This window comes from Paraburkholderia sp. J69-1, from assembly GCF_905220255.1.
GTDB lineage: Bacteria > Pseudomonadota > Gammaproteobacteria > Burkholderiales > Burkholderiaceae > Paraburkholderia.
Map to the genome: position 1 here is coordinate 135565 of NZ_CAJMZG010000012.1, position 25296 is coordinate 160860.

The window sequence follows — 25296 nt, forward strand, 5'->3', positions numbered from 1 at the left end:
TGAACTCCCGTGTTCCGTGGATAGCGTGACAGTGCGCAGCTTAGTGCGAAACCGCCGCATTGCCCTCGTGCGCGAGCACGAGCTCGCCGCGCAGCGAGTGCGGGTAGGCGTGATTGATTTTCACGTCGATCATCTGGCCGATCAGACGTGCGTGCGAAGCGAGCGGCGCCGGGAAATTCACCACACGGTTGTTTTCCGTGCGGCCCGACAGTTCGCTCGGGTCCTTGCGCGACGGGCCTTCGACCAGAATGCGCTCGACCTTGCCGACCATCGACTGGCTGATGCGCTGCACGTTCTCTTCGATCGTGGCCTGCAGATGCTGCAGACGCTTGAGCTTGATTTCGCGCGGCGTTTCGTCTTCCAGATTCGCGGCGGGCGTACCCGGACGCGGGCTGTAGATGAACGAAAAGCTCGTGTCGTAGCTCATCTCTTCGACGAGCTTCATGGTCTTTTCGAAGTCTTCTTCCGTCTCGCCCGGGAAGCCGACGATGATGTCCGTCGACAGCGACAGGTCCGGGCGGATCGCGCGCAGCTTGCGGATCACCGACTTGTATTCGAGCACCGTGTAGCCGCGCTTCATCGCCATCAGCACGCGGTCCGAACCGTGCTGCACCGGCAGATGCAGATGGCTCACGAGCTTGGGCACCTTGGCGTAGGTGTCGATCAGACGCTGCGTGAATTCCTTCGGGTGCGAAGTCGTGTAGCGGATACGTTCGATGCCGGGGATTTCGGCGACGTATTCGATCAGCGTGGCGAAGTCGGCCACGTCGGTCGCGCCTTGCGCGAGCGCGCCCAGATAGGCGTTGACGTTCTGGCCGAGCAGCGTGACTTCACGCACGCCCTGGTCGGCGAGACCGGCGATTTCGGTCAGCACGTCGTCGAGCGGACGCGAGACTTCTTCGCCGCGCGTGTAGGGCACGACGCAGTAGCTGCAGTACTTCGAGCAGCCTTCCATGATCGAGACGAACGCGCTCGGGCCTTCCACGCGCGCGGGCGGCAGATGGTCGAACTTTTCGATTTCGGGGAAGCTGATGTCGACCTGCGCGCGGCCCGAGGCGCGGCGCGCGTCGATCATCTGCGGCAGGCGGTGCAGCGTCTGCGGACCGAACACCAGATCGACGTACGGCGCGCGCTGGACGATGGACGCGCCTTCCTGGCTCGCCACGCAGCCGCCCACGCCGATCAGCAGGTTCGGGTTCGCTTCCTTCAGCTCGCGCACGCGGCCGAGTTCGGAGAAGACTTTTTCCTGCGCCTTTTCGCGCACCGAGCAGGTGTTGAACAGAATCACGTCCGCATCCTCGGGCGTGTCGGTCTTCACGAGTCCTTCAGCGGCGCCGAGTACGTCGACCATCTTGTCGGAGTCGTACTCGTTCATCTGGCAGCCATAGGTCTTTACATAAACTTTCTTGGTCATCGGGGTTCGCCGTTCGCAGTGGTTCACCTGGGGGCGTCGTCCGGTTGATGCACGTCATGCACGTCGGGACTTCGGTGAAAAGTGGGGCTGAATCGAGTGGCCGGCCTGCGAGAGCCGTGGCGCACGGTGGGGCGGTTCGCTTGCGGGGTTTTACGGCGGCTTTTGAGGCCGCTTTCGCGTTTTTTTCCGCAGTTTGACGACGCGAACCGTCGTTCAGCTTAATCCGACATTATAGCCTTATGCCTCGACGGCTTTGCGTCGGCGCGAACGTGCGCCGGTCTTGCCGGCTGGCGTGTCGGCGCGGTCTTGCGCGCACGGCGCGAGCGCGCTCAATTCGCCCGAAGTCTGCGCGAAGCGCTCGGTCAGAAACTCCAGCAGCACACGCACGCGCGGTGCCAGATAGCGGTTGCGATGGTACAGCGCGTGCACCGGCTGTTCGGGGTAGCGCCAGTCCGGCATGACGATTTGCAGACGCCCGGCGCGCAGGTCGTCGGCGACGTCCCAGATCGATTTCACCGATAACCCGTAACCGCACAGCGTCCACTGGCGCACGGCCTCGCCGTCCGAGCTTTCCAGCGCGTCGTGCAGCGGCACCACGTAGGTCTGGGTTTGGTCGCCGCGCGTGAAACGCCACTCGTTGACCGGCCCGGCCGGCGAGCCGATCACGATGCAGTCGAAGCGGGCCAGATCGGCCGGTTCCTGCGGTTCGCCGTGCTGCGCGATGTATTTGGGCGCGGCGCACAGCACGCGCGGGTTCGGCGCGAGGCGTCGCGCGATCAGCGAACTGTCGGCGGGCGTGCCGAAGCGGATCGCCAGATCGATATCTTCCTGCACGAGATTCGAGATCGAATCGGTCAGCGTGAGCGCGAAGCGCACGTCGGGATAGCGCGTGCGGAATTCGTCGAGCCAGCTCATCAGCAGATTGCGGCCGAAGTCCGATGTCGCCGAAATACGCACCTTGCCGCGCACCGCGTTCTGGCCCTCCTGCAGCGCGGCCTTGGCGTCGTCGAGCGAGCGCAGCGCGTGTTCGCTACAGGTGAGATAGCTGCGGCCTTCGTCGGTGAGGCGCAGCTGGCGGGTGGTGCGATCGAACAGGCGCGCGTGCAGTTCGGCTTCGAGCCGCGCGAGGCGGGCGCTGGCCGCAGCGGGCGTGAGGCCGAGCTTGCGCCCGGCCGCCGACAGACTGCCGAGCTGCGCGGCCTCCACGAAAAGGCGCACGTCGCCGAGATTGTCCATACGCGATTATTAGATGGCGATTGAAAATGCTTCAAATGCTACGCCAATTATCAAAATCGCGTGGAGCACCGACAATGCGCGTGTTTTCAGGTTTTGCCCGCCACGCCGCCCCAGGACCCGCCATGCAACTCGATCACGTCACCCTCGTCACGCCCGATCTGGAAGGCGCGCGCCGTTTCTTTTGCGACATCGCCGGACTGGAGAACGGGCCGCGTCCGCCGTTTTCGGTGGGCGGCTACTGGCTTTACGCGAACGGGCGTCCCGTCGTCCATCTGGTCGATTCGACGATGCCCGGCGCGCGGCCCGCGCGCGTGGCGCCGCGCTTCGATCACGTGGCGTTTCGCGTCGCGCCCGGCGACGAATGGCAGGCGCTGCTCGCGCGCATCGAATCGCATGACGTGCCGTATCAACTCGCGGACGTGCCCTTGAGCGGAGAGCGGCAATTGTTCGTCGCGCTCGCGCCGGGCGTGGTCGTCGAGTTCGTGACGGCGGCGGGCTGAACCGCAGCACTCATCACACACATTCAGGCCATCAGGAGATTGCGATGCCTATTCCCTTGCTTGCGCTGGCAATCAGCGCTTTTGCCATCGGCACCACCGAGTTCCTCATCATGGGCCTGCTGCCCGACGTCGCGCGCGATTTGGGCGTGACGATTCCCGCCGCCGGCCTGCTGGTGAGCGGCTACGCGCTGGGCGTGGCCGTGGGCGCGCCGGTGCTCGCCGTGCTCACCAGCCGCATGCCGCGCAAGCTCGCGCTGCAATTGCTGATGGGCGTGTTTATCGTCGGCAACGTGATGTGCGCGATGGCCGATAACTACGCGCTGCTGATGGTCGCGCGCGTCGTCGCTTCGTTCGCGCACGGTTCGTTCTTTGGCATCGGCGCGGTGGTGGCGGCCTCGCTCGTGCCGCAGGAAAAGCGCGCCAGCGCCATCGCGCTGATGTTCACGGGGCTCACGCTCGCGACGGTGCTGGGCGTGCCGTTCGGCACGGCGATCGGCCAGCAGTTCGGCTGGCGCGTGGCGTTCTGGATCGTGAGTGCACTCGGCGTGATTTCGCTGATCGGCGTGACGGCGCTGGTGCCGAACCGGCACGACAGCGGCCCGGTCAGCCTCGGTCAGGAAGTGCGCGTGCTGCGCGATCCGCAGGTGTGGATGGCGCTGGGCATGACGGTGCTGGGCTTTGGCGGCGTGTTCGTCGTGTTCACCTACATCGCGCCGATTCTCGAACAGGTGAGCGGTTTCACGCCGCGCGGCGTGACGCTGATGCTCGTGCTGTTCGGCGTCGGGCTGACGCTGGGCAACACGCTCGGCGGCAAGCTGGCGGATCGCGCGCTGATGCCTTCACTGATGGGCATTCTCGTCGCGCTCGCCGTGGTCATGGCGATCTTCACGAAGACGAGCCACGCAGGTGTGCCCGCCGCGATCACGCTGTTCGTCTGGGGTATCGCCGCGTTCGCGACCGTGCCGCCGCTGCAGATGCGCGTGGTGGCGAAGGCCGCCGCCGCGCCGAACCTTGCCTCGACGCTCAACATCGGCGCCTTCAACATGGGCAATGCGCTGGGCGCGTGGCTCGGCGGGATGGCGATTGCACGTGGCGTGGCGCTCGATGCGCTGCCGTGGGTGGCGGCGGTGGTGGCCATCGCGGCGCTGGTGCTGACGTGGTTTGCGGCGCGGCACGACAAGCGTGCAGCGACACCCGGCGCGCCGCTGAAAACGGCCGCGCAAGTCGCGATTCGGCAGGACGCCTGCTGAGCCTGGGAACATATGATCAGGATGCGAAAGCATTCCCGAAATCGCGCTCTGCAATGCTGATATCAGTGTGAAGATAACTTCGTTGGGCGCGGCGGGACGCGATGCTAGTCTTGCCTCCATTCAAGCTCTAGCGCCAATATCGGCGCGCCTGGGAGGCAGCCATGCATTCACCGCTCGCGCTCGTGAGGGACGCACATCGCACTACTACGCATCGGTCGGCGGATTCGCTCGATGCGCCGCATGTATCGCCGCATAACTCGCCACATGAATCGCCGCACGATCAAGCCGATGAACACGCGGCGCTGTCTGCGTCGCTCTCTGCGGATGCGCTCGCGGCATCGCATACCGCACGCGGCGAAGGTCCGTTCGATGCGCTCGAATATCTGGTTGGCGTGAATCTCGCGCGACTGCGTGCCGAACGGCAGCTTTCGCTCGACGCCCTGGCGCGCGCTTCGGGCGTCTCGCGGGCCATGCTCGCGCAGGTCGAATCGGCGCGCAGCGTGCCGTCGATCAAGGTGCTCTGCAAGGTGGCGGCGGCGCTCAAGGTGTCGGTGTCGGCATTCCTGCGCCGCCATGCGGTAAGCGGCTTCGAACATTTGCCCGCCGATCGCGCCGCCCGCCGCGTCAGCGCCGACGGCCGCTACTCGGCACGCGCGCTTTATCCCGAAGACAGCCCGGCCACCGCCGAATTCCACGAACTGCGCATCGCGCCGCTGCACACGGAGGCGGGCTCGCGCCGCGCGCCGGGCACGACCGTCAATCTGGTGGTCAGCGAAGGCACGCTGGAAGTGAGCGTGCACGACCGCCGCCAGTTGCTCGCGACCGGCGACGCCATCGTGTTCGACGCCGATCAACCGCACAGCCTGCGCAATCCCGGCGACACCGAAGCGCGCGTGTTCCGCGTGACGCTCAACGCTGAAACGCCGCCGCGCTGGGACGTCCCGCACGGTGCGGGCGCGCTGGGCGGCGAAGCGCTGGCCGCGCATCAATCGGCATGAGCGTCGCGCCAGACCGGGCAGGCAGCGCTTTGCCGCACTGCACAAGACGCGCCGCGCGCTATTTGTCTACTGGTTTTTTACCGCGCTGCACGATTGCGCGGCCTGTTGTATCCTTTGCCCGCCGGTTTGATGAGGTCATCATCCGGTAATCAGTGCGTCTTCAGGGCGGGGTGAAATTCCCCACCGGCGGTATGCCGGCCCGGCCGAAAGGTCAGGTCAGCGAGCCCGCGAGCGCCCGCGTGTGGTTTTTTGCGGGGTCAGCAGATCTGGTGCGAAGCCAGAGCCGACGGTCATAGTCCGGATGGAAGAAGATGTGCAGATGGTCATGTTTGCCCATCCGCCGCGGCTTTCCGGCCTGCGTGCGTGTCTTTGTCGATTGGATTTTGCGGATGAATACCGCGAGCTGATTTTCAAGATGCGTCGTGTGCCGGACGACGTGCGACGGGGATTCCTGTCTGTTTGCAATGCCCTGAAACGTTTTTCGCCCAACTCTTGCGAGGAGCGTTTCACATGTCCTTTACCCGCAATGCTGTGTCCGCCGATGTGCCGTTCGACGCCATCGACGATCTTTCCCTGCTCGAAACCGAAGTGGTGCCGCCGCGCATCGCCGCCGCGCTGCAAGCCATGCGCGAAGGCCGCCCGGTCGTGCTGCAGGACGACCACGACCGCGAAGACGAAGCCGATCTCGTCTGCGCCGCCCAGAACCTGACCAACGAGACGATGGCGCTGTTCATCCGCGAATGCAGCGGGATCGTCTGCCTGTGTCTGTCCGACGAGAAAGTGCGCGCACTCGAACTGCCGCCGATGGTCTCGCACAACGAAAGCCGCAACCGCACCGCCTTCACGGTCTCGATCGAAGCGCGTGACGGCGTGAGCACGGGCGTGTCGGCTGCCGACCGCGTGACTACGATTCGCGCAGCCATCGCCGCCGATGCGAAGCCCGAGCATATCGTGCGCCCCGGCCACGTGTTCCCGCTGCGCGCGCAGCCGGGCGGCGTGCTGACGCGCCGCGGCCACACCGAAGGCACCGTCGATCTGGCGGCGCTCGCGGGCCTCGAACCGGCCGGCGTGCTGTGCGAACTGATGAACCCGGACGGCACGATGGCGCGCGGCCAGCAGGTCGACGACTTCGCCAAACTGCACAACCTGCCGATGCTCACGATCGCCGAACTGGTCGAGTTCCGCGAATCGCTGGCACTGGCGCGCGAGCGTAACGCCGAACTGGTTTGATCGGCGCGTATCGACGCAAATAGAAACGGCGCGTGTGGCCTGCTGGCCCACGCGCCGTTTTTCATTTCTGGCTGGACGGCGATCGGGCCTTACGACTGCACGTCGCCGAACTCGCCGCGCACGCCCGCTTCCACGAGCGCGGGCAGTTCGTCCATGTGCTCCATGATGCGCGTGATGCCCATCTCGCGCAGCACATCGGCATAGCCCGACGGGATATGGCTCGCGCCCACGAAGGCAATCGTCTTCATGCCCGCCGCGCGCGCCGCGTTCAGCCCGGAAATGCTGTCCTCCACCACGAGGCAGCGCGAGGGCTCCACGCCGAGCGTCTTCGCCGCGAAGAGATAGACATCGGGATAAGGCTTGGGTCGCGCAACCTGCTCGGCGCTGAAGATGCGCTCGCCGAAGATCGTGTCGAGCCCGGCGCGTCGCACCGAAGCGTGCACGCGCGTCATGCGGCTGTTCGAAACCACGGCGGCGGGCAGCGTCACGCGACGCAGCGCATCGCGCACGCCGTTGATCGGGCTCACCGATTCGGCGATCGCGACTTCGCAGTTGTGGTCTATGGTGTCGAGAAAATTCTCGGGCATCGTGAGATTGAAGCGCGCGGCGACGTCGGCGAGAAAACGCGAGGTCTGCTGCCCGAACGCGCCCGCCACGGTGGAGCGGAAATCGACGCCGGGAAACGTGCGGCTAAGGGTATCGAAGATGACGTGGTCGGCAATGACTTCGCTGTCGACGAGCACGCCGTCGCAGTCGCAGATGAGATGGTCGATCATGCGCAAGACGAAAAAAAGCGGAGCAACTCACGGCCGGGCAAGGCGGCGAGCCCGCGTGGGCCGGCAAGGCGGGACGATGGAAAGCCTTCATGATACGTGCTTTTGCGGCACCCTGGCCGTGCGCGCTGGCTGTCGCCCGCGCCGCGCGATGCGACAATGCCGCATCAACCAGACAGCGGGGAATGCGATGCGAGGACTTGCGATGATCGGTGCGGCGGCGCTCGTAGCGGGCTGCGTGGCCGGATGCACGAGTGCGTCGGGGCTCGCGGGCGGCTGGCGCGCGCCGCCATTTGCCGATCTGCAGCAGATGTGCGGCGCCCAGCAGCACGATTACGGCGCGGATACCCCGGCTGTCTATGCGGCGGTGTACGACGCGTACGTCGCGAACCGTCACGGCAAGCTGCCGCAGGCGCAGTTCTGCGGCTTCCAGGCGGGCCTCGCGCAGCACTACGCGGCGAGCGGCGCCGGTGCCGCGGCGCGCAATGCCTGGATCGACTATCTGAATGCGCAGCGTGCGCAGGCGGTGACGTGGCGCGCATCGGCGGACCCGACTTTGCGCGGCGGGTGAACACCGATGAAGTGCGGCCGCACATGACGATGCACCACGCGTTGCGGCGCGGTCATCGGCGAAAGGCGGGCGGTTGCGGTGGCAAAAAAATGGTCACGCGGGCATGAAGCGCGCGGGTCCGCGTGACCATGCACTGCAGACGTAAGCATGAACTGCCGTACGCCTGCATCGGGGATGGGCTCGACGTAACGTGCTGGCGGACGATCCCGGCATCCGCGCAGGTCGAGACAATAGGGTGAAACTGGAGCGGTTGTGAGTGGCGGGCGTACAGCGCATCAACGTGCGCGCCCGTGGTTTATGAAAACCGTTTAATCGCGCGTAATGCAGAGTCGCCGATTTCGGTCAGTCGCCATTGCTGGAGGCCGGAAGCCAGGCGTTCCAGCTGTACGAGCTGTCGTTCGAGGAGGGCGTCGAGTTCTTCGCGTTCCATGTCGATCTGGTTGGGCGCGTCCTTGACTAGCAGCAGGGTGGCGAATTCATGCGGACTCAGCATCTTTCTCTCCGTGTGGCCGCATCAGAGGTCACGTTGCGCGGCCGGGCTGGGCGGCGAGTGACAGAGGATGCGGTGGGCGTGCGCGAAAGCCTGCGACGGCGCGATGCGTGTGCTGGATCAGCGTTCGTTTGCTGTCATGCGTCATTGATCGGGGCGGCGATCGACGTACGTCGCAAATGAAGCCAAACGGCCATCCAGCCTGGATTGGCGCCGGGGAACTGCAGTGTAGGCAAACCTGCAGCGTTGTACAAACCACACCCCAAAAATATTCCGTTTGACAATCGATGCCCGCAGCGGCGGTCGAGGGTCGCGCGCAAATCCTTGAATTCACTTGAAGTTCGTGCGGCAGCGCAAGAATGCGCAATGGTTCGCAGCGCTGATTAGCCGCGCTGCGTCATGCGTTGCGGCATGCATCATGAACGCTCGCGAAGCCTGATGCGAGATGCGTTGGACGGGGCGCGCAGACGTCGTCAAGGCGGCAGTATGGAACCTTTCCTCGGTTATGCGCTTTAGCTTTTTTTCACCTTGTGTTCACCTTTCAGGCGCGCCGTTTGCTTCGGAATTTGCAGAGGATTGCAAACCGATGTGCGCTCGCTGCGAGAAGGTGTCGAGCGGGGTGCAAGGCAAAGCCAGGCTGCGTCTCGCCGGCGCAAGGCGCGCCAATGCGCTGCTTGCAGAAGTCTGTTGGCACGCTCACGCGCGCCTTACAAGTTAACTCTTCCTGGAACTGCGGGGATCGGGATCGGTCTGTGCTCTCAGACTGCAGCTTCGCGAAACAGCAGCTAAGATAAAGTAAAAAGGGCTGGTACCTTTCGCTACGCGGCCTGGGCGCAAGACCGGGTAGCGAGGTGCAGCAGGAGCCGATACCGCTTTGGGAGCAAGACGCAATGCGCAATGACAATGAGCCGGGTCATGTAATGCCCTGGCGCATCGAAGATATCGACCTCACGCGGATCGACCGGCAGCGTGCCGCAGCGAACGAAGACTTGCTGCTGCTGCTGTGCGCGTCATCGTTTATCGAAAGCGGCTCGGACCTTTACACGAGCAACCTGAGCGTGTTCTTTAACGGCGATCCGGAAGTGTCCGACTGGCTCAACAACGAGTGGGAACACGAGGAGATGCAGCACGGCCGCGCGCTGAAGACGTACATCAACTACGTCTGGCCGGAATTCGACTGGGATACCGCGTTCAAGAACTTCTTTGAGGAATACTCAAAGACCTGCTCGTTCGAAGAATTCGAGAAGACGCGCGCGCTGGAGATGGTCGCGCGCTGCGTGGTGGAGACGGGCACGGCCACGCTTTATCGCGCTATCGGCGAATGCTCGAACGAGCCGGTGCTCAAGGAAATCACCGACAACATCCGCAGCGACGAAGTGCGCCACTACAAGCACTTTTTCAAGTACTTCAAGAAGTACAACCAGGTCGAGGGGCAAGGGCGCCTTGCCGTGCTCGGCGCGCTGATGCGCCGCGTGATGGAGATCAAGAACGAGGACTCGGAGATTGCGCTGCGTCACGTGTTTGCGATTCGCTATCCGGAGCGCGTGAAGGACGCCGCCTATAACCGCGAACTCACCGCGCGCGTGAACAAGCTGGTGCGCCACAATCTTTCCGCCGATATGTGCGTGAAGATGCTGCTCAAGCCGCTCAATCTGCCCGCGCGCATTCAGCCGAGCGTGCATTACCCGCTCACGAAGATCACGCAGCACGTGTTTTTCCGCTGATTTTCTGGCGCTGAAATGAAAAAGGCCCGCTGCGTAGCGGGCCTTTGTGCATCTGGCGTGCGGGCTTGTTAGCGGTCGCGCTGACCGTTGCCGTCGCGGCGCGAACCGCCCGGACGACCGCCGAGCAGGGCGCCCGGGTTCGACTGCGGCTTGCGTTGCTGCGTACGGCCCAGCGCGCTTTCGTGCGAGACGCCGCGCTGGCTTTCGCGGCGCGTATGTTCGCCGCGGCCGCCTTGCGAGCCGTGGTTGGCGCCATGATTCGCACCCTGGTTGCCGCCTTGATTCGCCGAGCCTTGCTGCTTCACCGGCTTGGCGGTGCGGATGCCGCTGGACGCCGGCTTGGCTGCGCGCTGGCCGCCGTTGCCACCATTGCCACCATTACCCGCGTGCGCGCGGTTGCTATCACGGCCACCTTCACGGCCACCTTCGCGATTCCCGCCACGCGGTTCGCCACGACCTTGCGCCGGCTTCGCGCCGCCGCCATTGCCGCCCTGCGACGCGCCACGGCCCTGACCTTGCTGGCCACGACCTTGTTGCTGCTGACCGCGGCCTTGCGGCTGGCTGCGGCGCTGGATCGGCTCGGGCTTGGCGTTCGGGTCCGGCTCGAAGCCCGGAATCACTTCCTGCGGCACCGCGCGCTTGATCAGGCGCTCGATGTCCTTGAGCAGCTGATGTTCGTCGACGCAAACCAGCGACACCGCTTCGCCCGTCGCACCCGCGCGGCCCGTGCGGCCGATACGGTGCACGTAGTCTTCGGGCACGTTCGGCAAATCGAAGTTGACCACGTGCGGCAGTTGATCGATGTCGATGCCGCGCGCGGCGATATCGGTCGCCACCAGCACCTGCAGCGTGCCGTCCTTGAATTCGGACAGCGCGCGCGTACGCGCCGACTGGCTCTTGTTGCCGTGAATCGCCAGCGCGCTGATGCCGTCCTTCGTGAGCTGTTCGGCCAGACGGTTCGCGCCGTGCTTGGTGCGCGTGAACACCAGCACCTGGAACCAGTTGTGCTGGCGGATCAGATGCGTGAGCAGTTCGCGCTTGCGGTCGCGATCGACCGGATACACCTTCTGCGCGACGGTTTCCGCGGTGGTGTTGCGGCGCGCGACTTCGATCAGTGCGGGCGAGTCGAGCAGGCTGTCGGCGAGCGCCTTGATTTCATCGGCGAAGGTGGCCGAGAAAAGCAGGTTCTGGCGCTTGGGCGGCAGCTTGGCGAGCACGCGCTTGATGTCGTGGATGAAGCCCATGTCGAGCATGCGGTCGGCTTCATCGAGCACGAGAATTTCGAGCTGCGAGAGGTCGATGGTCTTCTGCTGCATGTGATCGAGCAGACGGCCGGGCGTGGCCACCACGATATCCACGCCGCGGCGCAGGGCGTCGATCTGCGGATTGATGCCGACGCCGCCGAACATGACCGTCGACTTGATCTTCAGGTACTTGCCGTAGGCGCGCACGCTTTCTTCGACCTGCGCGGCCAGCTCGCGCGTGGGCGTGAGGATCAGCGCGCGCACGACGCGCTTGCCGCTCGCGTGCGGTTCCATTTCGCTCAGGCGTTGCAGGATCGGCAGCGTGAAGCCAGCGGTCTTGCCGGTACCGGTCTGCGCGCCGGCGAGCAGGTCGCCGCCGCCGAGCACGGCCGGAATAGCTTGCGTCTGGATGGGCGTGGGCGTGGTGTAGCCCAGTTCGTTGACAGCGCGGACCAGCGGTTCGGACAAGCCGAGAGAATCAAAAGACATAAACACCTGTTGTATTGCAGTATCGCGGACGGCAGGCGCAGCCGATATCCGGCGCGCTGCGCGGCGTGGTTTTGCACGCATGCAAACCCGGCACGCGCATCCATCCGCGTTTATTCGGACGGCGCGCCAGTGCGCGCGCCGCTTGTCGACGCTCTCGCGGAGCGTCGGCTGGCATAGGGTTGCATCGCACAGCCGCGGACACTGCGGCCGCCGCGCGATGGGCTTCGTGTGGATTCCCCGGGGGACGATTCCCGGGGCGACGCGTCAGGCGACGTAGCCCGCGACGCTCACGAATTGACAGACGCTCCCGGCGAGCACGAACAGATGCCAGATTCCATGTCCGTGCCGGATGCGCTCGTCATTGACGAAAAAATAAATACCGACGCTATAGATGATGCCGCCGGCCAGCAGCCATGCGGTGCCGGCAGCGGGCAGCGTGCTGATGAGCGGCTTGACCGCGACCAGCGCGAGCCAGCCCATCACCACGTACAGCACCATCGACAGCACGCGTGTGCGGCGTCCGAGCGTGAGTTCCTGGGCGATGCCGAGCACGGCAAGACCCCAGCTCACGCCAAACAGCGACCAGCCCCACGGCCCGCGTAGCGTCACAAGCGAGAACGGAGTATAGCTGCCCGCGATCAGCAGATAGATCGCGGCGTGGTCGCACTTCTGCAGCACGGCCTTGATGCGCGGTCCGCGTACGCCGTGATAGAGCGTGGAAATCGTGTACAGCGCGCACAGCATCGCGCCATAGACGGCGAAGCTCACGACCTTGTACGCGTCGTGATCGAGCGCACCGAGCGTCACGAGCGACACCAGCCCCGCGACCGACAACATGGCGCCCACGAGGTGAGTAATGCTGTTCAGACGCTCACCGGCGTGCATGACGACAACTCCTTGTTCTTCTTGCCCCGTGACGTCGGCATGTCGATCCCGGTCGTCATGCCGATCCGGCACCTCAAACGCGGCAAACCCGCTTTGCCGCCGTTTTCGTGCGCCGCTCGCGCCGTGCTTAAAAAACGGTTCGTTCAACTGTTCTGGGCAGCGCAGTGGTCCGCAAACGGTCCGGCGACTGCCCGATTCAATGCCCGAAAACTTCGCAAGAACTGCTCAAATCCCTGTCCGGACCGCCAAATAGCGAAGGGCGCAGCCGACGGCGTTTTGCCGGCTGCGCCCTGATCAGGCAAGCGTCACTATAGCAGGGGATACCCTAGTCGAGCGGCGCGGAGCGCAGATCGGCCACCTGCTGCGGGGACACCGGCGTGCCCTTGTTGCCCCACGACATGCGAATAAAGGTCACGACCGCTGCCACTTCCTGATTCGACAGCGCCTGCGCGAACGGCGGCATGCCATACGGGCGTGGATTGCCCTGCGTGCTGGGCGGATAGCCGCCATTGAGCACCATGCGGATCGGATTCACAGCCGAGTGCATCTGGATCGACTGATTGTTCGCGAGCGGCGGGAAATTCGGCGGCATGCCGAGGCCGTTCTCCGCGTGACACTTTGCACACTGGTCATGGTAGATCTTCTGACCTTGCTGTAAGAGTTCGCCGCCGAACGTATCCGAGGTTTCCATCTGCATGTTCTCGGGCGCTTCTTTCTTCTGCGGAATCGTCTTCAGATAGGTCGCCATCGCGTGGATGTCGTCGTCGGAAACATATTGCAGACTGTTATGGATCACGTCCGCCATCGGGCCGAACACCGCGCCGCGCTCCGACACGCCGGTCTTGAGCAGGCTGGCGATGTCCTTCATGTCCCAGTCGCCGAGACCGCCTTCACTCGACGTGAGCGACGGCGCGTACCAGTTCTGCAGCGGAATCAGCCCGCCCGCGAACGCCGATGAATTGACCGGCGCGCCCATCATGTTGATCGACGTGTGGCACATGCCGCAGTGGCCAAGGCCTTCGACCAGATACGCGCCCCGATTCCACTCGACCGATTTGGTGGGATCGGGCTTGTACTCGCCTTCGCGGAAGAACAGCGTGCGCCAGCCGATCAGCAGATTGCGGTTGTTGAACGGGAATTTCAGCTCGTGCGGGCGGCTCGGCACGCCCACTGGCGGCACGGAGCGCAGGTAGGCGTAGATCGCGTCCGAATCCGCGCGCGAGACCTTGGTGTAGCTCGTGAACGGGAAGGCCGGATAGAGCAGGCTGCCGTCCTTCGAGCGGCCCGTGTGCATGGCGCGGTAGAAGTCGTCGGCGCTCCATTTGCCGATGCCGTCCTTGTCGTCGGGCGTGATGTTCGGCGTGTAGAGCGTGCCGAAGGGCGTCGCCATCGGCAGGCCGCCCGCGAAGATCTTGCCGCCGCGTACCGTGTGGCAGGCGATACAGTCGCCGGCGCGGGCGAGATATTCGCCCTTCTTGATGAGATCGGCCTGATCGGCGGGCGTGGCCGCCTGCGCCGCGTTGTTGTGCAGATAGGTGTTGCCGGTCCACAGCACGGGCACGAGCGCCGCGGCGGCGGCAAGCACGACTGTGGACAGGGCGAACAGGGACTTGCGGTTCATATGGCTGTCTCCCCCGGCGCGTTATTGCGGTTCGCTGCCGCACGCGAGCGGCGTCTTCAACGAGCCCGCCGCAGCCGGCACGGGATTTTGCGGCGCATTTTGCGTCGACAGCCAGGCCGCGACGGCATTCACGTCTTCGTCCGTGAGGCGCGTGGCGATCTCATGCATGCAGTCGGGCGCCTTGGCGTGACGCGAACCCGAGCGCCATGCGCCGATCTGCGCGCTGATGTAGTCCGAATGCAGCCCGACCAGACCAGGAATCGCCGGCTCCATGCCGGTGAGCTTCGCGCCGTGGCAGGCCGCGCACGCGGGCACCTGTTTGGCCGGATCGCCGCGCAGCACGATTGCCTGGCCGCGCGCGAGCGTGCTGTCGTTCACCGAAGGCTTCGCGGGCGGCGGATAGGGCGGACGCTGCTGCGAGAAGTACGTGGCGATCTCGTGCAGGTACTCGTCCGAGAGATAGGTCACCAGGTAATTCATCGGCGGGTACTTGCGGCGCCCGTCGCGAAAATTCATCAGCTGGTTGTAGAGATACTCGGCGGGCTTGCCTGCGAGGCGCGGGAAGTAGTCGTTGTCGGTTCCCTGGCCGTGCGAGCCGTGACACGCCGTACAGCCCTGCACGCGCGATTCGATCGTGTCGGGGGCTTTCGGTTGCGGGGTCTGTGCGGAAGCAGCGCTGAACATTCCGGTCGTGCCGAACAGCAATGCGGCTCCCAGCGGCGCGACGAGCGGAATGAGCGGTCGGAGGATACGTCTTGGGGACACGCGTGACTCCATTCTTTATCGTGGACCTGACCAGGCTTCGTGCGGCCCGGCTTGAGGCTGCGCGCGATGAAAGCGAAAGAGACCGTGCGCGCTGCGGCTACGCAGCCAGTTCTGGCATCGCGACCTCATCGCGACCAATGGAGACTTTTTGCCACAACTGCCAGCGGGCCGCCAACGCGGGCTTGCCCGAACTCGCACGTGGCGGATGGTCGCAACGACGCCGGTTATGATTCTGCACCTGTTAGCCGATCCGTGACTCGGGATTGTCCCTGCCTTCGGTCATCATTTTTGGCGTGTCGCCGCCAGATCGATGCCATCGATGCGCGCCCATGACGATGCCGTTGAACCGATCCACGCCTCGGCTATCGAAGCAGGCGCGTCCTGAAAAGGCGCCCGCAGTTGCCATCGGCCCGCTCGCCACGTTTCCTGTTGTTTCCTTGCCACTTGTCTCGATGACTCCAATTGCACTTTTCGCACTTTTAGCCTTCCCCACGCTATCCGATTCGATCCAGCAGGCGCGCCCCGATGAGTGCGCACGCCGCGCACCCGCGGAGGGCGCCTTCCGATGAAAGCTGACTGGCTCTGGATCGGGCAGGTCGCCATGGCGGCCCTCGTGAACCTCGCTTATGCCTTCGCGCTCGGCTCCGCGCTTTATGGCGCGTGGCTCGAAAAGGACGCGCGCAGCGCGGTCGCGCCCGCGCGTCTCGCGTGGCTGCGCGCGCAACGCTCGCTGCGCGCCGCCTCGCTCGTGCTCGTGGTCGCGCTGGCGATCTGGCTGCTGTACGAAAGCGCGTCGATCAGCGGTGAAACATTGCCGAACGCGTTCGGCGTGATCTCGACGGTGCTCGGGCAGACGCACGTGGGCCACGCGTGGAGCGTCGCGTTCGTGGGTGCGCTGGTGCTGCTGGCGACGGCGCTCGCATCGAACGGCCCGCTGCGCGACGGCGTGATGTGGCTGGCGATCATCGTGGTGGCGGCGGGCCGCGCGGGTCTCGGTCATGCAGCCGATGCCGGCTTCGCCTCGGCGGCGCTCGGCCTGAACACGCTGCATGTGCTGAGCGCGAGCGCGTGGAGCGGCATCGTCATGGCGGGCGGGCTGGCGGTGTTGCCGGCGCTGGGCGCATCGACGGCGCGCGGCGTGCTGATCCGCACGGCGGGGCAGGTGTCGAACGTAGCGGTGTTCGCCGTCGGCCTCGTGCTGGCGACGGGCGTGTTCAACGGCATTCGCGGCACGGGCGGCTCGATCGAAGCGCTGCAGGCGAGCACGTGGGGCCACGTGCTGCTCGCCAAGCTCGCGCTGGTCGTGCTGGCGCTGCTGCTAGGCGGCTTCAACCGCGTGGTGGCGATGCCCGAACTGCGTCGTGCGGCGTCGACGGGCGCGGCCCGGCGCTTCGTCAACGTGCTGCATCTGGAAGCGCTCGTGATGATGGCCGTGCTGGTGATTGCGGCCGTGCTTGCGCATAGCGTGCCGGGCTACGTGTTGCAAGGCTGAAACGTCGCTCATTGAAGCGGCGTCGCATGCTCACTCGTAGCCAAGCCGATGGCTGAGAATCGGCGAGAAGAACAGGGCCATCGCGCAGCCGATGGCCTTGCCTTCGAGTTCCGCGAGCGCGACCACGGAAGACGGATGCGCAATCAGCTCGATCAGTTGCGGCGCGCACCAGAGCACCGCGACGCCGATAAAGCTCTGCTCGAGTACCGCGATGCGCCAGCCGCGCGTGCAGGCGAGCGCCGCGGCAATGATGCGCGTCAGGCCGAAAACGACGAGCGCAAGAACGGCGGCCTGTTCGCGGATCAGATAGTCCGGGAGCATGGTGTCCATGTTGTTATCCCCTGTAGCTTTTTGTGTTGGTCTCACAGGAGATTCAGCAAGGACCAGGCCAGCGGCGTGCAAGCCGCGCCGGCTCTGCTGTACAGCGCTTTCGCGCACGCCTGCCGGGCCTTGTGCGGCGCGGCTTTGCGGGCGACAAACCTTATGTGCGAAAACGACGAAGGCCGCGCGTGCCCAGGGGCACTACGCGGCCTTCATGCCGAAAAGCGGCCTCAAACGTTACGGCGTTGAAACGTGGTCCAGATGGGCCGTCACGTAACGCCGTAACATTCTCGGCTCATTCGCGATTCATTCGCAGCGATCACCACTCGGCGACGCTGCCGTCCTCGTGGCGCCACACCGGATTGCGCCAGCGGTGGCCGGTCTTCGCCATCTCGCGCACCTTCTCCTCGTTCACTTCGATGCCCAGACCCGGACCCTGCGGAATCGATACGAAGCCGTTTTCATACTTGAACACTTCCGGGTTGCGGATGTAGTCGAGCAGATCGTTGCCCTTGTTGTAGTGAATGCCCAGGCTCTGCTCCTGGATGAACGCGTTGTAGCTCACCGCGTCGAGCTGCAGACAGGTTGCGAGCGCAATCGGCCCGAGCGGGCAGTGCAGCGCGAGCGCCACGTCGTAGGCCTCCGCCATCGCGGCGATCTTGCGGCATTCGGTGATACCGCCCGCATGCGACGCGTCCGGCTGGATGATGTCGACGAAACCGTTCGCGAGGATGTGCTTGAAGTCCCAGCGCGAGTACAGACGCTCGCCCAGCGCGATCGGCGTGCTGGTCTGGTTGACGATGTCGCGCAGCGCCTCGACGTTTTCCGAGAGCACCGGCTCTTCGATAAACATCAGCTTGTACGGATCGAGCTCCTTCGCGAGCACCTTGGCCATCGGCTTGTGCACGCGGCCATGGAAGTCCACGCCGATCCCCACGTTCGGGCCCACGGCCTCGCGCACGGCCGCGACGTTGTCGATCACGCCCTGCACCTTGTCCCAGGTATCGATGATCTGCAGTTCTTCCGAACCGTTCATCTTGACGGCCTTGAAGCCGCGCTCGACCACGGCGCGCGCATTGTTCGCGACATCGCTCGGACGGTCGCCGCCGATCCACGAATACACCTTGATCTTGTCGCGCACCTGGCCGCCGAGCAGCGCGTGCACGGGCACGCCATGATGCTTGCCCTTGATGTCCCAGAGCGCCTGATCGACGCCGGCGATCGCGCTCATCGTGATCGGGCCGCCGCGATAGAAACCCGCGCGATACATCACCTGCCAGTGGTCCTCGATCAGCAGCGGGTCTTTGCCGATCAGGTAATCGGCCAGTTCCTGCACGGCGGCTTCGACCGTGTGCGCGCGACCCTCGACGATCGGCTCGCCCCAGCCGACGATGCCTTCGTCCGTTTCGATCTTGAGAAACAGCCAGCGCGGCGGCACGACGAAGGTTTCGAGCTTGGTGATTTTCATGCGGTGTCTCCAATCCAATCCAGTTACTGGGCGGTTGCGCGCAGGCGAGGTGCCCGGCGCGTCTCGACGCACATGCTACTGCAAAATCCGCCGAAACTCGCCTTAAAGTGCTATTAATAGTATTATTTCGCGTCGATTCCCAATATCCAGGAGAACAGCCATTCAGCGCGATCTGCACGGCACGGTGGCCTACGAACTCGGCAGCGCGATCCTGCGCGGCGACCACGCGCCCGGCGAAGTCCTGCCGCGCGAAGCCGAACTCATGGAGCGCTTCGACGTCAGCCGCACGGTGCTGCGCGAGGCGCTGCGCACGCTCACGTCCAAAGGCCTCGTGGAGTCGCGGCCGAAGGTGGGCACGCGCGTGCGCGAACGCGCCGCCTGGAACCTGCTCGACGCCGATCTGCTCGACTGGTACGCGCGCGTTGCGCCGCCGCTGGCGTTCGCGCTCAAGCTGCAGGAAATGCGCGAGATGATCGAGCCGTACGCGGCGGGTCTCGCGGCGAGCGCACACGACGCCGCCGCGCTTTCGCTGATCGAAGACGCGCATGCGGCGATGGCGGCTGCGCGCAACGTCGACGAATGGGTGCGCGCCGACCTGCGCTTTCACCTGGCCGTGCTCTCGGCCTGCCGCAACGAACTGCTGGTGCCGCTGGGCGTGCTGATCGGGCGCACGCTCGAAGGTCAGTTGCGCGTGAACGCCAAACGCGCCGATGTCTTCAACGCCGCGCTGCCCGATCACACGGCGGTGGCCGCCGCGATCGCCCGACGCGACGCCGCCGCCGCGCGCGAAGCGATGGCCGCGCTGCTGCGCGTGACGCGGGAGCGCATCGAAGGATAGGTTCGGCGCTGTGGTGGGCGAATTTGCTATGCTTCAGCGCGGTCATTCGCGCGGCGCGGCTTACGGCGCCGTCAGGCCGCACGATTTCCACGCTGACTTTTTTCCGCATGCAGTCTCACTCCGCAAACGTTTGACATGATGATGAACGCACCCGGCGGCCCGCAACTGGACAACGCCACGCTCCTCGAAATCATCCGCGCGCAGTCGGATATCGCGCGCCTCGGGCTCGACCTCGGCGGCGTGATGGCCTTCGTCGCAGAACGGGCCGAAATGCTGACTGGCGCGCAGGGCGCGGCGGTCGAACTCGCCGAAGGCGACGATATGGTCTACCGCGCGGCCTCGGGCAGCGTGGCGAGCATGCTGGGCCTGCGCCTCGCGCGCGGTTCGAGCCTGTCGGGACTGTGCGTGAGCACGGGTGAGATCCTGCGTTGCGACGATTCGGAAAACGATCCGCGCGTGGATCGCGAAGCCTGCCGACGCGCGGGCCTGCGCTCGATGATCGTGACGCCGCTCAAGCATCTGGAAACGACCGTGGGCGTGCTGAAGGTGGTGGCGCCCGAAGTGAGCGCTTTCAGCGACGACGATATCGCCGCGCTCTCGCTCATTTCCGGCTTGATCGCCGCGGCGATGTTCCATGCCGCGCGTCATGAAACCAGCGAGCTTTATCTGCGCGCGACGCACGATGCGCTGACCGGTTTGCCGAACCGCGCGCTGTTCTACGACCGGCTGCGCCAGTCGGTGGATCTGGCGGTGCGCTCGGCCGGCGGCCTGGGCGTGCTCAATCTCGACATGGACGGCCTCAAGCCGATCAACGACCGCTACGGCCATCGCGCCGGCGATGCGGCGATCAAGGAGACGGCGTCGCGCATCGCGCGCAATAGCCGTCGCGTCGATACGGCCGCGCGCGTGGGCGGCGACGAATTCGCGATGATCCTGCCGGGTATCCACGGTCGCCATGATGCCGAGGTGTACTCGCAACGGATCACCGAAAAAGTGGGCGAGCCATTCGAGTTCGAAGGGCAGTCGATCGACCTGGGCGTGAGCGTGGGTGTGGCGGTGCTGCCGGAAGACGGGATGGAGATGACCGCGCTGATCGATCTGGCCGATAAGGCGATGTATCAGGCGAAGCGGGGGAGACGGGTGGCGGGGTGAGGTGGGCGCGCGGTGTGAGGTTGCAGTCACGCCGCGCAGCGTGTCGACTCCAGACGCGCAAATAGAAAAAGCCGCTGTTTCTTTCGAAACAGCGGCTTTCGCATTTGGTGGCGAATCAGGGATTCGAACCCCGGACCTGCGGATTATGATTCCGTCGCTCTAACCGGCTGAGCTAATTCGCCTTGAGAAGAGAGATTATGTAGGGTGCCCGGCACCCTGTCAAGCACTTTCTCAAAACTTTTTCAGGGCGCCGGGGCCGCCATCGGAATACGCCCGCTCAATCCTGCGAGTAGATATCCGAATCCTTGGTCTCCTTCACGAACAGCATGCCGATCACGAAGGTCGCCAGCGCGATGATGATCGGATACCAGAGCCCCGAGTAGATATCGCCGCGCGCCGCCACGATCGCAAACGCCGTCGCAGGCAGGAAGCCGCCGAACCAGCCATTGCCGATGTGATAGGGCAGCGACATCGACGTATAGCGAATCCGCGTCGGGAACATTTCCACCAGCATCGCCGCGATCGGCCCGTACACCATCGTCACGAAGATCACGAGGATCGTCAGGATCACCACGGTCATCGGCCAGTTGATCTGCGCGGGATCGGCCTTGAGCGGATAGCCCGCGCTCTTCAATGCGCCCGAAAGCGTCTTGTCGAACGCCGCGCCCGCCTCCTTGGCGCCTGGCGCCTTGCCGTCGAAGGTGTCGACGGTCGTGTCGCCCACCTTGATCTGCGCCATCGTGCCCGCCGGCGCCGCCACGTTCGAGTAGTTCAGGCCGGCCTTCGACAGTGCGCTCTTGGCCACGTCGCACGAGCTCGTGAACTTCGACGTGCCCACCGGGTTGAACTGGAACGAGCATTCGTCCGGGTTCGCGATCACGACGATCGGTGCGCGCGCGGTCGCGGCTTCGAGCGCCGGGTTCGCGTAGTGCGTGAGCGCCTTGAAGAGCGGGAAGTAGGCGAGCGCCGCGATCAGGCAGCCGGCCATGATGATCGGCTTGCGACCGATCTTGTCCGACAGCGAGCCGAAGAACAGGAAGAACGGCGTGCCGATCAGCAGCGCCACCGCGATCAGGATATTGGCGCTCGCACCATCGACCTTGAGCGTCTGCGTGAGGAAGAACAGCGCGTAGAACTGGCCCGTGTACCAGACCACGGCCTGGCCGGCCGTCACGCCGATCAGCGCGAGGATCACGATCTTGAGGTTCTTCCACTGACCGAACGCTTCGGTGAGCGGCGCCTTCGACACTTTGCCTTCGGCCTTGATGCGCTTGAAGGCCGGCGATTCGTCGAGTTGCAGGCGAATCCACACCGACACCGCGAGCAGCAGGATCGACGCGACGAACGGCACGCGCCACGCCCATGCGCCGAACGCTTCTTCGCCCACCGTGGTGCGCACGCCGAGGATCACGAGCAGCGAGAGGAACAGGCCGAGCGTGGCGGTCGTCTGAATCCAGGCGGTGTAGAAACCGCGGCGTCCGGGCGGTGCGTGTTCCGCGACATAGGTGGCCGCGCCGCCGTACTCGCCGCCGAGCGCGAGACCTTGCAGCAGCCGCATGAGGATGAAGATCACCGGCGCGGCGATGCCGATCGACGCATAGCCGGGCAAAAAGCCGACCACGAAGGTCGACAGACCCATGATGACGATGGTGACGAGGAAGGTGTGTTTGCGGCCGACCAGATCGCCCAGGCGCCCGAACACGATCGCGCCGAACGGACGCACGGCGAAGCCCGCGGCAAAGCCGAGCAGCGTGAAGATGAAGCCCGCCGTGGGATTGACGCCGGAGAAAAAGCTCTTGCTGATAAAGGCCGCGAGCGAGCCGGCCAGATAGAAGTCGTACCACTCGAACACGGTGCCGAGCGACGACGCGAAGATCACGCGTTTTTCGTCGCGGGTCATCGGCGAGTGCGAGACTTGTCCGCCAACGGTTGCCATATGTGTCTCCAATTTTGATGTGCGTGTGGGCCCGCGGTCGAGGCGGTCCTGCGCTGCATTATTGGAATGGAAACTTACGGGGTTCTGACGGACTAGGGATGATTTCAGGCGCGCGACTGGGATGTGGATTTGTTTTTATCGTCGCTTATTGTTGTTTAAATTGATGGCAACGATGTGCCATTTGGCTATATCGATCAAGTGTTGTGGCGGCGCGTGCGAGCCGCATCAGGGAAAGTCCCATCCCCGTTTTCGCGGCTTTTGACGCTTTCGCTGTCAGTTTCGGCTGGGTCGTGTCAGGAAACAGCGCGTAGCCGCAGCGTCACGCGCACGAGCGTTCCGGCCAGTCGCGGCGCTTCCTGGTAGACGTTGTCGTCGATGGCGAGCGTGCCGCCGTGCATCGTCGCGATTTCGCGCACGATCGCGAGCCCCAGGCCGCTGCCGTCGCCGTCGCGGCCGAGAATGCGATAGAAGCGCTCCTGCACGCGCTCGCGCTCGCCCACGGGAATGCCGATGCCCGTGTCTTCCACCTCCAGATGCACGGCGCGCGCGGCGGGCTCGGGCCGCACGCGCACGGTGATGCGCCCGCCCGTGGGCGTGTAGCGGATCGCGTTGTCGATCAGATTCGACAGCATTTCGCGCAGCATCACCGGGTTGCCGTCGACCAGAACAGCGGTCGCTTGATCGGCGTCTTCCGGGCCTTCGTAGCCCAGATCCATCTGCCGCGCGAGCGCCGGCTGAACCCAGTCGCGCACCGCATGACGCGCGACTTCGGTCACGTCGACGGGCGTGAAAATCTGCCCCGACATGCGGTTTTCGGCACGCGCCAGCGCCAGCAGTTGCGTGACGAGCCGCGCCGCCTGCTCGGAACTCGTCGCGATCTGTTCGAGCGAGCGATGCACCTCGGGCGAGGCGTGCTGGCGCAGCGCGAGTTCGGCCTGGGTGCGCAGGCCCGCGAGCGGCGTCTTCATCTGATGCGCGGCATCGGCGATAAAACGCTTTTGCAGTTCCATGTTCTGTTCGAGCCGCGTGAGCAGGTCGTTGAACGAGGTGACGAGCGGCTCGATTTCGGGCGGCGCGCGGCGCGCTTCGAGCGGCGAGAGATCGTCGGGGCGGCGCATGCGCATGTTCGATTGCAGCGCGTGCAGCGGCGCGAGGCCGCGCGACAGGCCGAACCACACCAGCAGGATCGCGAGCGGCAGGATCACGAACTGCGGCAGGATCACGCCCTTGATGATGTCGTTGGCGAGCGCGCGGCGCTTGTCGAGCGTTTCGGCCACCTGCACGAGCACGGGTTGCGAGCCGGACAGATGCTGCGGTTCGACCGTCGTATAGGCCACGCGGATGTCGATGCCGTGCAGCGTGTCGTCGCGGAATTCCACGAGGCCGGGCGAAGGGCGGTCGTCGTCGCGCGGCAGCGGCATATCGCGGTCGCCGCCCACCAGTTCGCCACGGCTGCCGAGCACCTGGTAGTAGACGCTGTCGACGTTATCGGCGCGCAGGAAGTCGCGCGTGGAATCGGGCAGCGTCAGTTCGGCCACGCCGTTGACCGGATGGATCTGGCGCGCGAGCACGTAGGCATCGGTTTCGAGCGCGCGGTCGAACGGCCCGTTGGCGATGGATTTGGCGACCAGATAGGTAACCGCGATGCTCATCGGCCAGAGCAGCAGCAACGGCGCGAGCATCCAGTCGAGGATTTCGCCGAACAGCGAGCGCGGGCGCGCCTCGGCGGCGGCTTCGGCTTCGTCGGGCGGGGCGAAGGGGTTGGCGTAGCGGGCGTCGCGCGCTTCGTCGTCGAGCGCGCCGGATAGCGCCGATGCGGCGTTCAGGCTGGCGGACGAAGCCGGCTGGCTGCGCGCGGCGGGAGCGGGCTCGGCCATCGTCGCGCCTGGCTATTTGAAGTAGTGGCTGGCCGGCATGGCGGGCGGCGAATCGGCCTGTGAATCGGCCTGCGTGGCGGCGCTCGATGGCGCAGCCGGTTGCGCGGTTTCCTTGGCTTCCTTCTCCAGACAGTAACCCAGCCCGCGCACGGTCACGATGCGCACGCCGCCGGTTTCCAGTTTTTTGCGCAGCCGGTGGACATAGACCTCGATCGCGTTGTTGCTGACTTCCTCGCCCCATTCGCAGAGGTGATCGACCAGTTGTTCCTTCGACACCAGCCGCCCGAGCCGCTGCAGCAGCACTTCGAGCACACCCAGTTCGCGCGCCGACAGATCGAGCACCTGCTCGTGGATGTGCGCCACGCGCCCCACCTGATCGAACGACAGCGCGCCGTGCCGCACGACGGTCGGCCCGCCGCCCGCGCCGCGCCGCGTGAGCGCCCGCACGCGCGCTTCCAGTTCGTTGAGCGCGAAGGGTTTGGCCATGTAATCGTCGGCGCCCAGATCGAGCCCTTTGACGCGCTCGTCGACGCTATCGGCGGCGGTGAGGATCAGAACGGGCAGGTTGGAATTGCGCGCGCGCAAACGTCGCAGCACTTCCAGGCCGGGCATTTTCGGCAGGCCCAGATCGAGGATCAGCAGGTCGAAAGACTGCATCGACAAGGCAGTATCGGCGTCCACGCCGGTACGCACGTGATCAACGGCATAGCCCGCCTGGCGGAGTGATCGGACGAGGCCGTCCGCGAGTATGCTGTCGTCTTCGGCAATGAGGATTCGCATGGTGCGCAAGCGTTGCCTTCGAAGCGCGACGTGGCTGCCGCGCGCGCTTCGCAGCACCGGCGCCGTGTTCGCAGGCTTGGGGCCTGAACGGTCGGCGCACGGCGGTCTCCGGAAATTCGCGGTTTCGGCGTGCGCGTTAGTTGAAAACGTGCTTGCCAAAACTACTGTTTTTTTATACAGTGTCTGGGTTCGTGCGCACCGCTCGTCATGTGTCAAAAACATGTCTCAAGCGAGCGCGTGCA

General features: G+C 65.0%; 23 protein-coding genes, 1 tRNA gene and 1 riboswitch. Of the genes, 9 read left to right on the forward strand and 15 right to left on the reverse strand.

Going from position 1 to position 25296, the window contains the following annotated elements:
• Positions 1 to 40: 40 nt before the first annotated feature.
• Positions 41 to 1414: a tRNA (N6-isopentenyl adenosine(37)-C2)-methylthiotransferase MiaB gene (gene miaB, locus U5A67_RS22590; RefSeq protein WP_321816232.1), complete on the reverse strand. Its 1374-nt coding sequence runs from the start codon at positions 1412 to 1414 to the stop codon at positions 41 to 43.
• Positions 1415 to 1651: 237 nt separating this feature from the next.
• On the reverse strand, positions 1652 to 2650 hold the full coding sequence (locus U5A67_RS22595) for a LysR family transcriptional regulator (protein WP_321816233.1): 999 nt from the start codon (positions 2648 to 2650) through the stop codon (positions 1652 to 1654).
• 122 nt (positions 2651 to 2772) lie between these two features.
• Between U5A67_RS22595 and U5A67_RS22600 the strand changes: the two genes are divergently transcribed.
• The 4 genes from U5A67_RS22600 (at position 2773) to ribB (ending at position 6628) form a co-directional block, all read left to right on the forward strand.
• Positions 2773 to 3150: a VOC family protein gene (locus U5A67_RS22600; RefSeq protein ID WP_321816234.1), complete on the forward strand. Its 378-nt coding sequence runs from the start codon at positions 2773 to 2775 to the stop codon at positions 3148 to 3150.
• 44 nt (positions 3151 to 3194) lie between these two features.
• Positions 3195 to 4400 carry an MFS transporter gene (locus U5A67_RS22605; RefSeq protein WP_321816235.1) on the forward strand — a complete coding sequence of 402 codons (1206 nt, stop codon included), beginning with the start codon at positions 3195 to 3197 and terminating at the stop codon, positions 4398 to 4400.
• A gap of 161 nt (positions 4401 to 4561) precedes the next feature.
• Positions 4562 to 5398 carry an XRE family transcriptional regulator gene (locus U5A67_RS22610; protein WP_321816236.1) on the forward strand — a complete coding sequence of 279 codons (837 nt, stop codon included), beginning with the start codon at positions 4562 to 4564 and terminating at the stop codon, positions 5396 to 5398.
• A gap of 152 nt (positions 5399 to 5550) precedes the next feature.
• Positions 5551 to 5715: riboswitch (FMN riboswitch) on the forward strand.
• Between the two features lie 193 nt (positions 5716 to 5908).
• Positions 5909 to 6628, forward strand: coding sequence for a 3,4-dihydroxy-2-butanone-4-phosphate synthase (gene ribB, locus U5A67_RS22615; RefSeq protein WP_205983345.1), 720 nt, complete (start codon positions 5909 to 5911; stop codon positions 6626 to 6628).
• An 89-nt stretch (positions 6629 to 6717) separates the two neighbouring features.
• On the opposite strand, the gene U5A67_RS22620 is transcribed toward ribB, so the two are convergent.
• Entirely contained in the window at positions 6718 to 7404 is a 687-nt protein-coding gene (locus U5A67_RS22620) for an HAD family hydrolase (protein ID WP_205983344.1), read from the reverse strand.
• A 187-nt stretch (positions 7405 to 7591) separates the two neighbouring features.
• Between U5A67_RS22620 and U5A67_RS22625 the strand changes: the two genes are divergently transcribed.
• Positions 7592 to 7972 carry a hypothetical protein gene (locus tag U5A67_RS22625; RefSeq protein WP_321816237.1) on the forward strand — a complete coding sequence of 127 codons (381 nt, stop codon included), beginning with the start codon at positions 7592 to 7594 and terminating at the stop codon, positions 7970 to 7972.
• A gap of 295 nt (positions 7973 to 8267) precedes the next feature.
• Here U5A67_RS22625 and U5A67_RS22630 read toward each other — a convergent pair whose 3' ends face one another.
• Entirely contained in the window at positions 8268 to 8465 is a 198-nt protein-coding gene (locus U5A67_RS22630) for a hypothetical protein (protein ID WP_028217863.1), read from the reverse strand.
• Positions 8466 to 9352: 887 nt separating this feature from the next.
• On the opposite strand from U5A67_RS22630, the gene U5A67_RS22635 reads away from it, so the two are divergent.
• On the forward strand, positions 9353 to 10186 hold the full coding sequence (locus tag U5A67_RS22635; RefSeq protein ID WP_205983342.1) for a ferritin-like domain-containing protein: 834 nt from the start codon (positions 9353 to 9355) through the stop codon (positions 10184 to 10186).
• Positions 10187 to 10254: 68 nt separating this feature from the next.
• On the opposite strand, the gene U5A67_RS22640 is transcribed toward U5A67_RS22635, so the two are convergent.
• The 5 genes from U5A67_RS22640 to U5A67_RS22660 form a co-directional block, all read right to left on the reverse strand.
• Positions 10255 to 11919, reverse strand: coding sequence for a DEAD/DEAH box helicase (locus tag U5A67_RS22640; protein ID WP_321816238.1), 1665 nt, complete (start codon positions 11917 to 11919; stop codon positions 10255 to 10257).
• Positions 11920 to 12183: 264 nt separating this feature from the next.
• The gene (trhA, locus tag U5A67_RS22645) at positions 12184 to 12804 is read right to left on the reverse strand and encodes a PAQR family membrane homeostasis protein TrhA (protein WP_205983340.1); all 621 of its coding nucleotides are present in this window, start codon (positions 12802 to 12804) and stop codon (positions 12184 to 12186) included.
• Between the two features lie 325 nt (positions 12805 to 13129).
• Entirely contained in the window at positions 13130 to 14425 is a 1296-nt protein-coding gene (locus U5A67_RS22650; RefSeq protein ID WP_205983339.1) for a c-type cytochrome, read from the reverse strand.
• A 21-nt stretch (positions 14426 to 14446) separates the two neighbouring features.
• Positions 14447 to 15202, reverse strand: a complete 756-nt coding sequence (locus tag U5A67_RS22655) for a c-type cytochrome (protein WP_205983338.1) — start codon at positions 15200 to 15202, stop codon at positions 14447 to 14449.
• Positions 15203 to 15431: 229 nt separating this feature from the next.
• Entirely contained in the window at positions 15432 to 15683 is a 252-nt protein-coding gene (locus U5A67_RS22660) for a hypothetical protein (RefSeq protein WP_321816239.1), read from the reverse strand.
• Between the two features lie 72 nt (positions 15684 to 15755).
• Between U5A67_RS22660 and U5A67_RS22665 the strand changes: the two genes are divergently transcribed.
• Positions 15756 to 16682 (forward strand): CopD family protein, encoded by a 927-nt coding sequence (locus tag U5A67_RS22665; protein WP_321816240.1) that lies wholly within the window; start codon positions 15756 to 15758, stop codon positions 16680 to 16682.
• Between the two features lie 30 nt (positions 16683 to 16712).
• On the opposite strand, the gene U5A67_RS22670 is transcribed toward U5A67_RS22665, so the two are convergent.
• A complete protein-coding gene (locus U5A67_RS22670; protein ID WP_205983335.1) occupies positions 16713 to 17012 on the reverse strand; it encodes a hypothetical protein in 300 nt (99 codons plus the stop codon).
• Positions 17013 to 17322: 310 nt separating this feature from the next.
• Positions 17323 to 18471 carry a galactonate dehydratase gene (gene dgoD / locus U5A67_RS22675; protein WP_321816241.1) on the reverse strand — a complete coding sequence of 383 codons (1149 nt, stop codon included), beginning with the start codon at positions 18469 to 18471 and terminating at the stop codon, positions 17323 to 17325.
• Between the two features lie 184 nt (positions 18472 to 18655).
• Here dgoD and U5A67_RS22680 point away from each other — a divergent pair, with 184 nt between their 5' ends.
• Entirely contained in the window at positions 18656 to 19309 is a 654-nt protein-coding gene (locus U5A67_RS22680; RefSeq protein ID WP_321816242.1) for a FadR/GntR family transcriptional regulator, read from the forward strand.
• Positions 19310 to 19444: 135 nt separating this feature from the next.
• Positions 19445 to 20461 carry a sensor domain-containing diguanylate cyclase gene (locus U5A67_RS22685; RefSeq protein WP_241023447.1) on the forward strand — a complete coding sequence of 339 codons (1017 nt, stop codon included), beginning with the start codon at positions 19445 to 19447 and terminating at the stop codon, positions 20459 to 20461.
• Positions 20462 to 20566: 105 nt separating this feature from the next.
• On the opposite strand, the gene U5A67_RS22690 is transcribed toward U5A67_RS22685, so the two are convergent.
• The 4 genes from U5A67_RS22690 to U5A67_RS22705 all read right to left on the reverse strand — a co-directional run bounded on the left by U5A67_RS22690 (position 20567) and on the right by U5A67_RS22705 (position 25054).
• A tRNA-Met gene (locus tag U5A67_RS22690) sits at positions 20567 to 20643 on the reverse strand.
• A gap of 95 nt (positions 20644 to 20738) precedes the next feature.
• On the reverse strand, positions 20739 to 22397 hold the full coding sequence (locus tag U5A67_RS22695; RefSeq protein ID WP_205983330.1) for an MFS transporter: 1659 nt from the start codon (positions 22395 to 22397) through the stop codon (positions 20739 to 20741).
• A gap of 293 nt (positions 22398 to 22690) precedes the next feature.
• The gene (locus U5A67_RS22700; protein WP_321816243.1) at positions 22691 to 24274 is read right to left on the reverse strand and encodes a sensor histidine kinase; all 1584 of its coding nucleotides are present in this window, start codon (positions 24272 to 24274) and stop codon (positions 22691 to 22693) included.
• A 12-nt stretch (positions 24275 to 24286) separates the two neighbouring features.
• Positions 24287 to 25054 (reverse strand): response regulator transcription factor, encoded by a 768-nt coding sequence (locus U5A67_RS22705; RefSeq protein WP_321816244.1) that lies wholly within the window; start codon positions 25052 to 25054, stop codon positions 24287 to 24289.
• Positions 25055 to 25296: the final 242 nt, after the last annotated feature.